This window comes from Chryseobacterium sp. RU37D, from assembly GCF_900156075.1.
Taxonomy (GTDB): domain Bacteria; phylum Bacteroidota; class Bacteroidia; order Flavobacteriales; family Weeksellaceae; genus Chryseobacterium.
On sequence record NZ_FTMM01000012.1, the window covers coordinates 1 to 13,255 of the forward strand.

Genomic DNA, 13,255 nt, shown 5'->3' on the forward strand with positions numbered 1-13,255 from the left:
AGATTTGAAACGTTGGATATTACTTGGAAGAATCTGCATTTTTTAGCATTTTCTTTAAGATTAATCAAAAAATTAAAAGTTTAAACAACTTCTATGTTACCATTATCAGCAAGCAATAAAATTCGGTTTTCTATTTCTGCCAAAGCCTTTATACAAAATTCTTTAACACCAAAATAATCAGGATTAGTCTTACGTTTTAACAGTCTTTCCTGTTTCTTTAACACACTTGCTACAGTTTGGAATTCTTCTAAATCTAATTTAAAAGCAGCATCTTTGTGCATTTTTAAAAATACTTCAATATCAAAATCACTCATACACATAATATTTAATGACAAATTAAGCATTTTATCACAAATTATCACCAAATTATCATTAAAAAACATCTGAAAGCATTATGAATAAAGGACTCTGCCAAAATTGTCAATTATACCACCTGTAATTTTATAAAATTCATAATCTACTTATCGATACATATTTTATCATAAATTGTCAACAAATTATCATTGAAAAAGATCCGAAAGGATTATGAATAAAGGATTCTATCTAAATTGTCAATTTTACCATGTAATATTTTTAAATATTAATCTTGTGTAATATCAATATTTGCATAAAAATTCGTGATAAGTTTGGCATTTGTGTTATCCTTTTTTCCAATGTATTCTAATAAGGTTCTTTCTTCTTTATGTCCTGAAACTTCTAAAATTAAAGAGGTAGGAAGTCTTGAATAAAAATTGGTACAATATGATTTTCTACCGATGTGTGAGCCTATCAATTCCCATTTTTCATATTTTCCTTTTACATACCTCCATGTACCATCTTCTTTTACCTTTTTCAAAACGGTTCCATTAGTCATCTCATCAATGCCAGCTATTTTACAGACTTCTTTTATTTGTTTGTTATAAATTTGATCTACCATAGAGTCTGGAAAATCCATATCTCGCTTTTGCAATATATTTATTACTGCTGGATGCAAAGGCAAGGAAATTTTCTTATCTGTTTTTACCTGAGTGAAATCTATAAAGAAATCTTCACCGTCTTTACGGATCATATTTTTTGTAAATTTCATAAAGTCTGAAATTCTTTGCCCTAAAAAGCAGCTTATATACAACCAGTCACGAGCATCTTCCAGATACGTAGGAATTTTATCACAGTTTATAATGGTTTTTAGCTCTGAAAAAGATAAATAAACTATATCTGTTTCTTCATAAGCCTTTTTAAAAAGATCATACATTGGATGTAATATAATACCGTAATTTTTGGAGTAATTACAAATGGTTCTAATGATCTTAATGGTTTTTGCAATGGTATTGGAAGAAAATAATTTTATATCTTTCAAATACTCTTCCAAGTAATACATAAATTCCGGGTTTACTTCTGATACGGAATAATTAACATTGTATCCCTTTATGGATGATTGGTATTTTTGAAAATCAAATATGATGTTTTTACTATTTTCCAGCTTTAATATTGTTCCTCTTGCTATTTCATTACGTTTTAATTTAATGTAGTTCTCAAAATGCCAGATCAAAGATACCGGAGTTTCTGAAAGATTGTCCTGATCTTCTTTCTTCTTGAGTTCATCGTAATATTTCTTTACCGTTGAGGTGAGCCAAGCTTTATTTGGATTTTCTTCATTCTTAAAATCTGCTTCATAATTTAGAATAATATAGTCTCGGAGTTCTTTCTGGTTATTTAAAGCTCTTACAATAGTATTCATAATATGCAAGTCTTTCCCTTTGTATTTTTTGTATTTGCTCCAGAATTTTTTCCCATCAAATAAAGGGCTTTCTAAAACCTCATCGGGTTTATATACATAAATTTCTGTTTTTGTTTCAACGAAATCTAAACCAAACGGATTTTTGTCTGATATTTTTTCTGGGTTGTTGAACTGTAGTCTAACTGTAAAGGGATCATTTTTCTTGGTAGATCGTAATAAAAAATTAACAGAAGCCATGAGCATTATATTTTAATAACTCGAATATAGCACTATTTAATACAAGTGTTGTATTATTCTGTATTATTTTAACAGGTGTAATTTAAAAGAATGAAATGCTATGAAATCAAAAACTCTTTATTAATAAGACTTTAGATAACATAGCATTTCATTTGAATAAGTATCATTTCACTTATTGTGGTCCCACCTGGGCTCGAACCAGGGACCACCTGATTATGAGTAAGGTGTCACAATATTTACTTTCGTTTACTTTTATTTACAAATATACTGTTTTTCAATTAATTACAATTATATCTCATTTTGAATATTGACTTATTTTTACTAATTTTGACCTTTAACCTTGACCTAAAACTTGACCTATGGCAACAACACAACTAATGCTCCGAAATAAACCTAAAGCAGACGGAAGTCTCCCAATTGTTTTTAAAATATATCTAGGCAACAAATCTAAAATTTTGACTACACCATTTTCCATACAGGAGAACCAATGGGATACCAAAAATAAAAAAGTGAAATCGTCTCACGGCAAAGCCCGTGAAATTAACGAAACTCTAAAAAAACTAGATACCCGTCTTAATGAAGCAATAATAGAACTTGAATCCGAAGAACTTGATTACAATTTAAATGATATTGTCACAAAATTCTTAACACAATCAGCAGGTAATAGGATAAAATCTACTTCTGTGAAAGATTTTTTTCAGCAGAGAGTTGATTCATTAGATGAATTAACCAGATTCGGATATGCTAAAGCAATTAAAGAATCTATGCAAGCATTGTTCAGATTTGATAAAAACAAAGACCTTAGATTTAAAGATATTGATTTTGAATATTTGGTGAAGTACGAAAATTTCTTAGCAAAAACGTGCAATAACTCAACTATAAGAATTAGAATGACTGATTTAAGGACATTGTTTAATCTTGCCATACGGTCAGGATATGCAAAAAAAGAAGATTACCCATTCAGAAGTTATAGTATTCAGAAAAGATTAAAAATACAATCTCGCAAAATCGCATTGAGTACAGAGCAGTTTGCAATGTTCAAAAGTTTTGATTGTGGAGAATTTCCAAAATATACAGACACTTACAAAATGTTTTTGTTTTCTTACTACGTTGGAGGAATGAATTTTAAAGATATGGCATTTTTAGAATGGGATAACATAAAAGATAATCGTCTGCATTATACCAGAAGCAAAACAGGTCGGGATTTTAATGTTCCTTTACGAGCAGAAGCACTAGAGATTTTGGAGTATTACAGAAGCTATGTAAAACCAGAACCGGTAAAATATATCTTTCCTGTTATCCTAAAAAATGGACTTGTCGATAAGCAGTTACACGGGAGATACAGAAGATGTTTAAGAACATTTAACTCTGGATTGAAATTTATAGCAGAACAAACAGGAATTGACGAAGATATAACCAGCTATGTAAGCCGTCATTCGTTTGCTACACATTTAAAGTTCAATAATGTTTCTTCAGATGTGATTAGCCAAGTAATGGGACATTCTTCTGTTGCTGTCACTAATTCATACCTGAAAGATTTTGAGAATGATATTATTGATGATGCTTTCAGTAAATTAGCATAACCAAAGTACAGACAACATGGAACAAAAAAGCCTGACAACAATACTAGCTGAAAAACTCGGACTAGACCCTGCACAAAATACAGATACCCGATACCAAAAACTAGATACATTATTAAAAGTTACATCTGACGATGAGTTAACTAGATTTATCAATAAAAATCTTCCTCCTGTAAGAACAAATGATAAACAGGAACTTTTAACACATTTTCAAAAATACCTCCGAACCTATTTTTCTGAGGAAATTCTGAAATATTACGAGAAATCTTTTACCAACCGAGCTGCACAGGTGAACCACTGCAAAACCAGAATAAGTTTTTACAAAGAAACCTTGCAAAAACAACAACATAGCGATATGTGCTATGAATATTTTCATGTTATTTTGGAAGAATTATCTTTGATAGAACGTAGTATCAGTAGGGCAAAAAGCGATGATATGACAGAAGTTCCACCACAATCTCAGGTCACAGCTACGACTACGAGAAGAACCGCAGTACCTCCCCCTGAAAGATTACAAACACCAATCGAGCAAACTGTTTTTGGGCTGAACTTTGATTTTATCGGAAAATTATATGATAACCTTTTGATAGAGGGTTTTGTTAATGAATCCAGTACAAAAGAAATATTTTTACAGCATTTTTTTGTAGATACTGTTCCTGAAACTCGGATAATATTACATGGAAGAAGCCAATCCGACATCGGGTATTTGATTGATTCCTTACGGGAGTTCTTCAAAGGAGATTATCAGCATGACAGTACGCTTTTTAACACATTCTGGGCGGAAAGATTTATGTTTCAAACGAATGGTGATGCTCAGATTCCGAAAATCAAAGATAAAACTGGTATCAGCAGGATTGTAAGCAGTGCAAAAAGAGACGATAGAAAGTCAACAAAAGAACGTATAATCAATCAAATTGTCGAAAATCTCAAAGCCGTTCCGCAGTAATTCCGCATAAATTTAACGTAAAACTCTTAAAACTCCTTATGTACAGGGAGTTTTTGTTTTTTTGCAGAATACTGTATTCCTCGACCGTTCCGCATTTCCTGCCATACTTTTGTAAACACATTCAGCAACGAAGCTGGATAATAAAAAAAGAAAAACATGGTAAAAATTTTACAAGAATTTAAAGAAATGCTAATAAGCATTTTGAGCGAATTAAAGGAACTAAAAGAAACAGTCCGAATGTCAACTATTCTTAATAAGGAAGTACTGGATGTAAACGAAGCTGCGGTACTCACGGGGTATAAAGTGAGTTATCTTCATAAACTCAGCAGTGTCGGAACAGATTTACCCATTTACTCTTCTTCCGGTAATGGGAAACTTTACTTTAAAAGATTGGAGTTGCTAGAGTGGATGACAAAACACAAAAGAAATAATTTCGATGATTTTCAAAAAGATGTAAATAAATATTTAAACAGAAAAACAGCTTAATTATGAAAGAATCAAAAATTCAATGGACGGATAACACATGGAATCCGTGGCATGGTTGTCGAAAAGTATCACCTGGTTGCAAATTCTGTTATATGTACAGAGATAAAGAAAGATACAGTCAAAATGCAACAATAGTTCTGAAATCAAAAACCAAATTCAAAGAACCTCTGAAATGGAAAGAACCCAAAATTATCTTTACTTGTTCATGGAGTGATTGGTTTATTGAAGAAGCAGACCAGTGGAGAAATGAAGCGTGGGAAATTATCCGAAAAACTCCATATCATACATACCTGATACTTACAAAACGACCTGAAAGAATAAAAGATAATCTTCCCAGCTATTTTGAAATGTTGCATAACGTTTGGATTGGAGTTTCAGTTGAAAGTCAGCAACAAGTAGATAGAATTGCTTACCTGAACGATTTATCCTGCGTGACTTTTGCAAGTTTTGAACCCCTGATAGGTGAGATTGAGTGGGATAATAACATGAATCTTTTGGACTGGTGCATTATCGGCGGTGAAAGCGGTAATGATTTTGGAAAACATAGATATCGACCTATGGAAATGGTGTGGATGGAAAAATTGATTAATGCTTCCGTTAAAAATAATGTAAAATGTTTTGTAAAACAGCTAGGAACTTATCAATCTAAACTGCTAGAAATCAAAGACAAACATGGTGGAAATATTGATGAATGGGATTCTCATTTGCAGATAAGAGAGTTTCCTAAAAAAAGAAGACCTTTTGATTTATTTTCATATTCCGTTTCTGAATCATAATCAATGAAACGACTTAGCTACAACTTCTAAGTAGCAATCTTTTTAAATCTCCAAAAATTTAACAATTCAAGGTGTAGCCGTAGTAGAGAAACTATGGAGAGCTATTGCTATGCCTTTTTTTTAAGAAACAAACAATAAAAAAAATGAACAAAGAAAAAGTAATACAATCTCAACATGAGATTTTAGAGCAATTATTAAATGAAATCAATAGAGTAGATTTCAGAGTGTTTTTAAACTTACCAGAAAATGAAAACACTAAACAAAAACATCTTTTAGTCGGTATTATAAAAAACCTGAGCGAGGTTGCAAAGGCTAATCAATGGAGCTTATGCAAAAGTTTTGATTATACTTATATCTATAACGGAGAGTACTGGAAACAGTTGGATAAAGACGATTTAAAAGATTTTCTGGGTAAATGTGCCGCTAAAATGGGTTGCCCTGATTATGATGCCGCTCATTACGAGTTCAAAGATAAACTGTTAAAGCAGTTTCTGACCGACTGCCATTTATCACAGCCTGTACCTGACGAAAATAAAATGATAATCAACTTACAGAATGGGACTTTTGAATTTGAAAATGATACGTGGACGCTTCGTGACTTCGATTCAGCAGATTTTATGACCTATCAGCTTCCGTTTTGCTATGATGAAACAGCTACTTGTCCTATGTTCAACAGCTATCTGGATAAAGTTTTGCCTGATAAAGAAAGTCAGATGATATTACAGGAATTTGCCGGATATATTTTCACCAAACTGAATCTTGAAAAAATGTTGATGCTTACAGGCTCAGGACAAAATGGGAAAAGTGTATTTTTTGATATAATATGTGCTTTGCTTGGCAGAGAGAATGTGTTGCAATATACGCTCGGAGCATTTTCAAGTGAATATAACAGAGCAAAATTAACAGATGTATTGCTTAATTACAGCAGTGAAAAAGGAACTGATGTAAACCCCGATACCTTTAAAGCATTGGTTAGCGGTGAACCTTTGCAAGCGAGAGAGCCGTATGGCAGAAGTTTCACTTTGCATAATACCGTTAGATTTATCATTAATGCGAATGAACTTCCGAGTGAAATTGAGCTTACAGATGCCTTTTTCAGAAGATGGATTATTATTCCTTTTGAAGTTCAAATCAGTGAAGAGGAAAAAGATATTGATTTGTCTAAAAAAATAATTGCTAATGAATTAGCAGGAGTTTTCAACTGGCTTTTACAGGGATTGGACAGAATTGTTAAAAACAGAAGATTTACCAATAGCGAAAAAGTCAACAACGCCATAGGTGAGTTTAAATGGCAGTCGGATAAGGTTAACTTATTCATAGATGAATTTAACTATACGGCATCGGATACAAACAAAGTACATTTATCCGACCTGTATAAAGACTACAAACAGTTTTGTCAGGATGACGGCTATAAGCCACTTGGGAAGAATAAATTTTCAAAGAAACTGGAAAATAAAAAATTTGAAAAATCCAGAGCGAGTAATGGTTCTATTTGTTTTGGTATGGCTTCCGCTCAGTCGGATAATGATGATTTCCTGATTTTCTAAAAAAAAAGATTTGTTTTTACGATTCAGTTTTTCAGTTTTTCGGGCGTATGAAAAACTGAATTTCTGAAGCTCGTTTTAAACATTTTTTTTCTAACAATATACATATGATAAGAGAAATATATATCATCAACATAAAAACGGTACAGGATTTTGAAAAAGAGATTGGGTTTGCCATAGATTCCGACTATACCATTGTTTTATATGACAAAAAAGACGGTGTGATAATGGGTGTGCTGTATAATAAATTTGAGGGTTGGCTGGAAATAGATATTAATCCGGTGTACAAAATCCAACTGTCACAGGTAGAAATACACTTGCTGCATTTTTTAGACAGTGAGAATGACCCTGTATGGAATCCTTGTAAAAAATATCTTTTTGATATTCACATTATTGATAAAGCACTGTCAAAATGGAAAGATAGGGTCGGGTATATTTATTGGAACTAATCTACAATATTTGAAGTTACCTTAAATGAAAATGATTGGCTTTACCTTTCTGCAGTAGAACCAATCATTTTTTTGTCAGATTAAGTAATTGCTGCTATATTTAATATAAATCTTCGTTTTTCATTTTTACAGTGTTTAAAATGAGTTTTGTAGAATTCCAAAAATCCATTCTATTTTTATCAAATCTATCTTTTTCTGAGAGACAATCAATATAGTATTGTTTTTTAGTGTTGTTTTGAAAAATCGTAATTAATGCATCCGACCCATCGATACATCTCGTTTTAATAGAATCTTTCGATTGCACACAAGTTTTTTCCTTAATTTTTAAGATGTTATTACTTATTTCGTTATACTCAGTCTTAGAAATCTTTTTAACGAAGGAATTATTTTTATCTTGAAAATGTACTTTTACTTTCCCTTTTTTATTATTTTTCAAAGGTTCTAAAAAAATATTAATTTTGTTACCTATAATAAGCGAATTATAACTTTCAAATTCTATTTTATCAAATTTTTGAGAAAAAAAATGATTTCCACATAGAAAGATTAATATTGCAGTGAATTTAGAAATCATAGCTATTGTTTAGTTAGAATAATATCTTTGGGGAAATTTATAGGAAAATCACCATGCTGCTCTACATATGCATTATGTATACAGTTTTCATCAATGACACTAGGTAAATATTCAAAATGCAAAGTCATTTGCGTACTTGTTAAGCTTGTGATATCTAACGTTGCCATTTTCCTGCACATATTTTTTGGAGAAAAAAGGAGTCTGTCTCTACCTGGGGGCTTAATACTTTTGCTCATTCCACTAAATTCAGCCCCATCAACCCCAAAATTAGCAATCCTATCAATTTCTACCACACCATTAGCGTTGATGATTTTTCTCTCTCCTAATATTCTATCTTTATAATATGGATGAGTGCCTCCTGGGATAGAATAGTAATCTTTCACTTTTCTTAAATCAAGATAAACGGTTTTACCATTCCAGTTTCCTTTCCATAATCCAACAAATTTATCCAATTCATTATTAATGTCTTTTATATAAGCATTATTAGGTATGTCACTTGGACTTGTATTAAGTGGGTAAGTTTGACAAGAAATCAGATTAATGGATAGTAAAGTAATTGCTAAAAATATATTTTTCATAATGTTCGTAATTTAAATTAATTGTTTAAGGACATTTTGTCCCCTGAAGATTTGTTAAAGAAATTTCATAATTGCCATCACTTTTTACTCTATAGAGCTTTAATCCCGTAATATTCATATTTTCAGAAACAAATTTCAAAAATTGTTTTTCTACCTCGGCCATATCAAAATTACCATTTGTTTGAGTTTGATTCAAGTAATCATTTACGTAAACTTTATTCATTGCATCAAATTGTTGTGGCGTATAAGTTGGCAATGCATCTATAGTTGAACCATCAAAAGCAAGAAGATAATTGCCGTTGCTCGTTACTAATGTTAAAGTTAAATTATTAATTGGAATTTTGGGACTGCTTGAAGGATTATCATTGTAGTTTTTAGCCCAAACGACCCATTGATTAAAGAGTAATAAGTCTCCTGGTGAAAAAATTGGATAAAGTCCATCATAATGAGTATGCATTAGAGCAAAAGTATTATTGAAAATTTTCATATCTACCTGATTTGTTCCAGGCTTGTTTTGTAATACCTGATTCTGTGTCTCAGTTTGCCCTGTTCCAGGTATTGCTGTTCCTAATCTATTGCCACTCTCATATCCATCTCCTGTTTTTCCTTCCAAGGTTGTGATACTTGATTTATATTTTGCATCACTTGTAGATATTTTTATTTTCTCACAAGGTGTCGCCAAAAACTGATTATAAAAATCATCCCAGCTAAGACTTGCATTTTCAGTAAACATATCTACTGCATTATTCAAAATATCAGGTTTTGTACCAAAATAAGATAAAAGTTTAGATACTGTATATTGGTCTTCGTATTGATAAAGATACAGATAAAATAGTTTGGTTCTTAAAGTTGAAGTAAACCCATAAGAGTTGATATGAAAAATGTTGCTAAACTGTTGATATTTTGCCAGCATCAAATCACTGTCATCAGAATAAGGAAGTGTTCCATACCCACCTGTATTTCCTCCTGTTGAATCAGGATTGGGGTAAGGAGGGATTCCTGTATCTGTTCCACCTGCTCCTCCTGAACATGTATTTACAATTGAAATAATGCCAGGAGCTGATGCAGCACCACTTCCTGTCAGTTGGCAGGTGTCATCTCCATATCCATGTTGTCCAGAACCACAGACTCCATTTTCCCATGTTATTACATAGCATCCAATAGCTTCTGTGGCTACTTTTTGGGAAATACTAAGGTTGTTGATATCAAATATTTTTATTTTATTTTTCATATCAACATCCTCACCTAAAACAAAAAGGTCCTTTTGTAATGGGGTAATGTCATACTGAATCAATACTCCCGAAAAAGTGCCGTCAGCATTTTGTTTGAGTACGAGATTTTCTAGTCCAGAACTTTTAGATGCTCTCTTTACAGGGAATGTGTAGGTTTTTTGAGTGCCGTTTTCTACAAGTATAACCTTGTCTGTTGAAATAGTTGCCCCGTCCAAAATTGAATTGTTTTTTTCCAGTAGCTTGTTGGAAGAAAATAGTTCTGTTTGTAGTTGTGTGACCTTTTGAATGAGAGGAGTGTTGTTGCTGATTTCGTGAAATCTTAGTACTGATGCCTTAAGGTCTTGTTTTTGCCGTTCATTCTCCTGATACATATCCTCAGTTCGACAGGAATGAAAGATGAGATTAAAGGCTATCAATAATGATAACCACAAAATAAATTTGTTTTTCATTTGATTGTTTTATTTAAAAGTTGTAAAAATAGTTTTTTTTTAATAAGTTATAGGTTTTTTTTTATTGATATTACAAAGATATACTCTTAAAGCGTCAAAACTTGACGTATTATCTCTAAATTTTCCCAATTATTGATTTGTATGGGTTTGGAAGTAGTGTAATAATAAGTATAGGTATTTATAGTGCTATGGTATTATCTTCGAGGTTTTTTGTCAGCCCCCCCCTTGTTCATTGTTGTTTTCGGAAGCCTTGTATACAAAGACAAAAGGCTGTCGGTGTTTAATCTTTAACCAAACTCGTCCAATTTAGGACGGGAGCTTGTCTGTATTGTATCTCCGTATCTGAAATTTTTCTGAACTCATAATAGTCTGTAACTCCTGTACTGTTATACTTGATGGTAACATTGTATTCCGTGTTATTGACAGTTTCATCAACATTCCCTCCATTAGGCGATACTTTGATTTTTTCCGTCCAGCTCGTTTGTGTTCCTCCCGAACTGATTGATACTATGTCAGAATCAGTAAACTTTAGTGTTAACGGGGAGTCCATTGGTGTTCCAAACGGTGCGTATTTCCATGTACTCTGAATCCATGTTGGCGGATGAAAATATTGAGTTGTTACAGGTGGTTGTTGATTGTTGGGTGTGGTGGTGTCTTCATCATTGCTATTTGAACAACTTATGATTGTTAATGCTAGTGATAGTGCTACCATTGTAGCTTTGAAAGAAAGTTTTTTCATAATAGTATCATGGTTTTATATTAATATATCTTGTTCCGTCTCCTGCGAGATTCATGATTTCTAATCTGTTTTTGTTATAAGAAAAAAAGTTGAGTTTGTTTTGTCTGTCCCGTATCATGCAATTAATAGATGGTGTGGTAATATCACAATAGCTATCAATCTTAAAGACATACGGTGTGGGAAACTCAGAATCTATTACACTGATTGTGTTTTTAGATTTGTTAATTACAATCTTAGTTTTTCGTGTTGCGAGTTCTGTTACATTCATGTTCTTGGTAATCTGAACCATATTGTAATTAAATATCTTTGTCTGCGCGGATAGCTGTAATGTCAGGCTTATTGTCAGACCTAATAAAATCTTTTTCATACTATGTTCGTTATTCGGTGATTAAAAATGTGTTTCTTTTTTCGCTTGCTTCTGCATAACTGCCAAATACAAACATTTCTTTCTTTTTGACCCTGCCATTACGAATTTTCGCATCGGGTGAACTGAGATAGTTTGAAATTATCAGGTCTTCCATCTGTGCTTTTTCATCCTCGCACAAATCGTGGGTTATATCTTGGATTCCTGAGACAAAGTTGGCTCGTCTTGTATCCATTCCATAATCTTCCTCAACAAGCAACCGAACGAATATGTATTGTTTTTGAGCTTTGGCGTGGGCTTCTAGTTTTCTGTCAATTTCTTCAAACTGAATCTTTTCATTGGCTTTCATACGTGCTTGTATAGAATCAATATACGGGTCGGGCTCTCTAGTGGGTTTGGATTTTTCACACGACAAGACGGATAGTGCTGTGGATAGTAGCAGTGCCGGAACTAGCAGAATCTTTTTCATAGGCGGATGTTTTTTTTATTCACCCGCCCTCCTAAAGTGATGTTGTTGGTAAATGCAAAAAGCGTGAAGGACTAAACTCAATTTGCTATAGGAGGTTCTGACAAAACCTTGCAATACAAACAAGAATAGCCTCCACGCCATAGGTGGAGGCATCAACTGTTTATCCTGTATTGCATTTGAAATTGTCAGATTTCCTATAACAGAATAAAAGCTAACGCTTTATATTTTTTCGATAAAATTCAGTCACAAAAGTATAAATTTTTCCTGATACTTTGATTTAAAATTTAGTACCACAATCATGCAGTAAAAAGTACCGTTATACTACTATTATAAAATGCTATTTAATAGGGTATGATTAGAACGGTGATAACTTTAAAAAAAAGATTTGTTTTAAGATTCAGTTTTTCAGTTTTTCATAGCATAAATCCGAAAAAATGAATTTCTGAACCCTGATTTAAACATTTTTTTTTTCAATGAGACTTGAATTTAGCATAGATTCATTGTCATACTCTTTCATTCTGTTAAAGCTTTCTGGGTGTGGTAAGTAATCTTTAAGGTCTGGTCGGGGCGTTGAAAAATTAGATTTGAAGTAAACAGCATTTTGTCAATATATTATCTGCCGATTTACCCCAAAACAAAAAAGTCTCCCAATGAAACGAAAGACCTAAAAACACAAATGATGAAAAATCTATCACTTTTTGTTGGTTCATACAAAAACATTTCGGAAAACTAAGGTAAACAGTTTGTGGTACTTTTAGTTAAGTGATATTTTTTTAAGTTTACTTACCGGGAAAATGTATAATACTTGGGTTACTATTTACACCAACCCCCTCAAATTTTCACTGTAAAATGTCCCCCTTATAATCAAATCTCAAAATTTTTATACAGGTATCGGGACTGTACCTACTATAGCGGTTTGGGGGTAGGATATCGTACTTTTTTCGTCGTGTCCCCTATGCACCGATTTTGCTTTTCTCAGACTTATTTTACTTTTTCTGCCGTCCAAACGGTTAAAAAGTTTTTAACTAACCTCGAAAGTATTGATTTTTTGAGTAAAAAGTGCCTGAAACACTTGTATTTATCCGCTTTTTATCGTATATTTATACTGCTTTTTATGA

The 13,255-nt window shown here is 32.4% G+C and carries 14 protein-coding genes; 6 read left to right on the forward strand and 8 right to left on the reverse strand.

Annotation, left to right across the window (positions count from 1 at the left end; all coding sequences use genetic code 11):
• Positions 1-80: 80 nt before the first annotated feature.
• Entirely contained in the window at positions 81-314 is a 234-nt protein-coding gene (locus BW926_RS07530) for a hypothetical protein (protein WP_143756516.1), read from the reverse strand.
• A 266-nt stretch (positions 315-580) separates the two neighbouring features.
• Positions 581-1,954, reverse strand: coding sequence for a phage integrase SAM-like domain-containing protein (locus BW926_RS07535; protein WP_076445793.1), 1,374 nt, complete (start codon positions 1,952-1,954; stop codon positions 581-583).
• Positions 1,955-2,313: 359 nt separating this feature from the next.
• On the opposite strand from BW926_RS07535, the gene BW926_RS07540 reads away from it, so the two are divergent.
• From BW926_RS07540 to BW926_RS07565, 6 genes are all read left to right on the forward strand, one after another.
• The gene (locus BW926_RS07540) at positions 2,314-3,537 is read left to right on the forward strand and encodes a site-specific integrase (protein WP_076445796.1); all 1,224 of its coding nucleotides are present in this window, start codon (positions 2,314-2,316) and stop codon (positions 3,535-3,537) included.
• A gap of 16 nt (positions 3,538-3,553) precedes the next feature.
• The gene (locus tag BW926_RS07545; protein WP_076445798.1) at positions 3,554-4,480 is read left to right on the forward strand and encodes a hypothetical protein; all 927 of its coding nucleotides are present in this window, start codon (positions 3,554-3,556) and stop codon (positions 4,478-4,480) included.
• Positions 4,481-4,717: 237 nt separating this feature from the next.
• Positions 4,718-4,966, forward strand: coding sequence for a helix-turn-helix domain-containing protein (locus BW926_RS07550; protein ID WP_143756517.1), 249 nt, complete (start codon positions 4,718-4,720; stop codon positions 4,964-4,966).
• 2 nt (positions 4,967-4,968) lie between these two features.
• Entirely contained in the window at positions 4,969-5,742 is a 774-nt protein-coding gene (locus tag BW926_RS07555; protein ID WP_076445803.1) for a DUF5131 family protein, read from the forward strand.
• 143 nt (positions 5,743-5,885) lie between these two features.
• Positions 5,886-7,289 (forward strand): DNA primase family protein, encoded by a 1,404-nt coding sequence (locus tag BW926_RS07560; RefSeq protein WP_076445805.1) that lies wholly within the window; start codon positions 5,886-5,888, stop codon positions 7,287-7,289.
• A gap of 104 nt (positions 7,290-7,393) precedes the next feature.
• The gene (locus BW926_RS07565; protein WP_076445807.1) at positions 7,394-7,735 is read left to right on the forward strand and encodes a hypothetical protein; all 342 of its coding nucleotides are present in this window, start codon (positions 7,394-7,396) and stop codon (positions 7,733-7,735) included.
• A 100-nt stretch (positions 7,736-7,835) separates the two neighbouring features.
• On the opposite strand, the gene BW926_RS07570 is transcribed toward BW926_RS07565, so the two are convergent.
• The 6 genes from BW926_RS07570 to BW926_RS07595 form a co-directional block, all read right to left on the reverse strand.
• A complete protein-coding gene (locus BW926_RS07570) occupies positions 7,836-8,306 on the reverse strand; it encodes a hypothetical protein (RefSeq protein ID WP_076445809.1) in 471 nt (156 codons plus the stop codon).
• A 2-nt stretch (positions 8,307-8,308) separates the two neighbouring features.
• Positions 8,309-8,884 carry a DUF6705 family protein gene (locus tag BW926_RS07575; RefSeq protein ID WP_076445811.1) on the reverse strand — a complete coding sequence of 192 codons (576 nt, stop codon included), beginning with the start codon at positions 8,882-8,884 and terminating at the stop codon, positions 8,309-8,311.
• A gap of 25 nt (positions 8,885-8,909) precedes the next feature.
• A complete protein-coding gene (locus BW926_RS07580; RefSeq protein WP_143756518.1) occupies positions 8,910-10,565 on the reverse strand; it encodes a hypothetical protein in 1,656 nt (551 codons plus the stop codon).
• Positions 10,566-10,845: 280 nt separating this feature from the next.
• Positions 10,846-11,304, reverse strand: a complete 459-nt coding sequence (locus BW926_RS07585; RefSeq protein WP_076445815.1) for a hypothetical protein — start codon at positions 11,302-11,304, stop codon at positions 10,846-10,848.
• 7 nt (positions 11,305-11,311) lie between these two features.
• On the reverse strand, positions 11,312-11,671 hold the full coding sequence (locus tag BW926_RS07590; protein ID WP_076445817.1) for a hypothetical protein: 360 nt from the start codon (positions 11,669-11,671) through the stop codon (positions 11,312-11,314).
• A 10-nt stretch (positions 11,672-11,681) separates the two neighbouring features.
• A complete protein-coding gene (locus BW926_RS07595) occupies positions 11,682-12,137 on the reverse strand; it encodes a hypothetical protein (protein WP_076445820.1) in 456 nt (151 codons plus the stop codon).
• Positions 12,138-13,255 lie beyond the last annotated feature (1,118 nt).

Bases quoted from the DNA above. Each gene is read 5' to 3' on its own strand.
- BW926_RS07585 (WP_076445815.1), bottom strand. From the start codon at position 11,304: ATGAAAAAACTTTCTTTCAAAGCTACAATGGTAGCACTATCACTAGCA.
- BW926_RS07595 (WP_076445820.1), bottom strand. From the start codon at position 12,137: ATGAAAAAGATTCTGCTAGTTCCGGCACTGCTACTATCCACAGCACTA.
- BW926_RS07555 (WP_076445803.1), top strand. From the start codon at position 4,969: ATGAAAGAATCAAAAATTCAATGGACGGATAACACATGGAATCCGTGG.
- BW926_RS07565 (WP_076445807.1), top strand. From the start codon at position 7,394: ATGATAAGAGAAATATATATCATCAACATAAAAACGGTACAGGATTTT.
- BW926_RS07575 (WP_076445811.1), bottom strand. From the start codon at position 8,884: ATGAAAAATATATTTTTAGCAATTACTTTACTATCCATTAATCTGATT.
- BW926_RS07550 (WP_143756517.1), top strand. From the start codon at position 4,718: ATGTCAACTATTCTTAATAAGGAAGTACTGGATGTAAACGAAGCTGCG.
- BW926_RS07545 (WP_076445798.1), top strand. From the start codon at position 3,554: ATGGAACAAAAAAGCCTGACAACAATACTAGCTGAAAAACTCGGACTA.
- BW926_RS07570 (WP_076445809.1), bottom strand. From the start codon at position 8,306: ATGATTTCTAAATTCACTGCAATATTAATCTTTCTATGTGGAAATCAT.
- BW926_RS07580 (WP_143756518.1), bottom strand. From the start codon at position 10,565: ATGAAAAACAAATTTATTTTGTGGTTATCATTATTGATAGCCTTTAAT.
- BW926_RS07530 (WP_143756516.1), bottom strand. From the start codon at position 314: ATGAGTGATTTTGATATTGAAGTATTTTTAAAAATGCACAAAGATGCT.
- BW926_RS07535 (WP_076445793.1), bottom strand. From the start codon at position 1,954: ATGGCTTCTGTTAATTTTTTATTACGATCTACCAAGAAAAATGATCCC.
- BW926_RS07590 (WP_076445817.1), bottom strand. From the start codon at position 11,671: ATGAAAAAGATTTTATTAGGTCTGACAATAAGCCTGACATTACAGCTA.
- BW926_RS07560 (WP_076445805.1), top strand. From the start codon at position 5,886: ATGAACAAAGAAAAAGTAATACAATCTCAACATGAGATTTTAGAGCAA.
- BW926_RS07540 (WP_076445796.1), top strand. From the start codon at position 2,314: ATGGCAACAACACAACTAATGCTCCGAAATAAACCTAAAGCAGACGGA.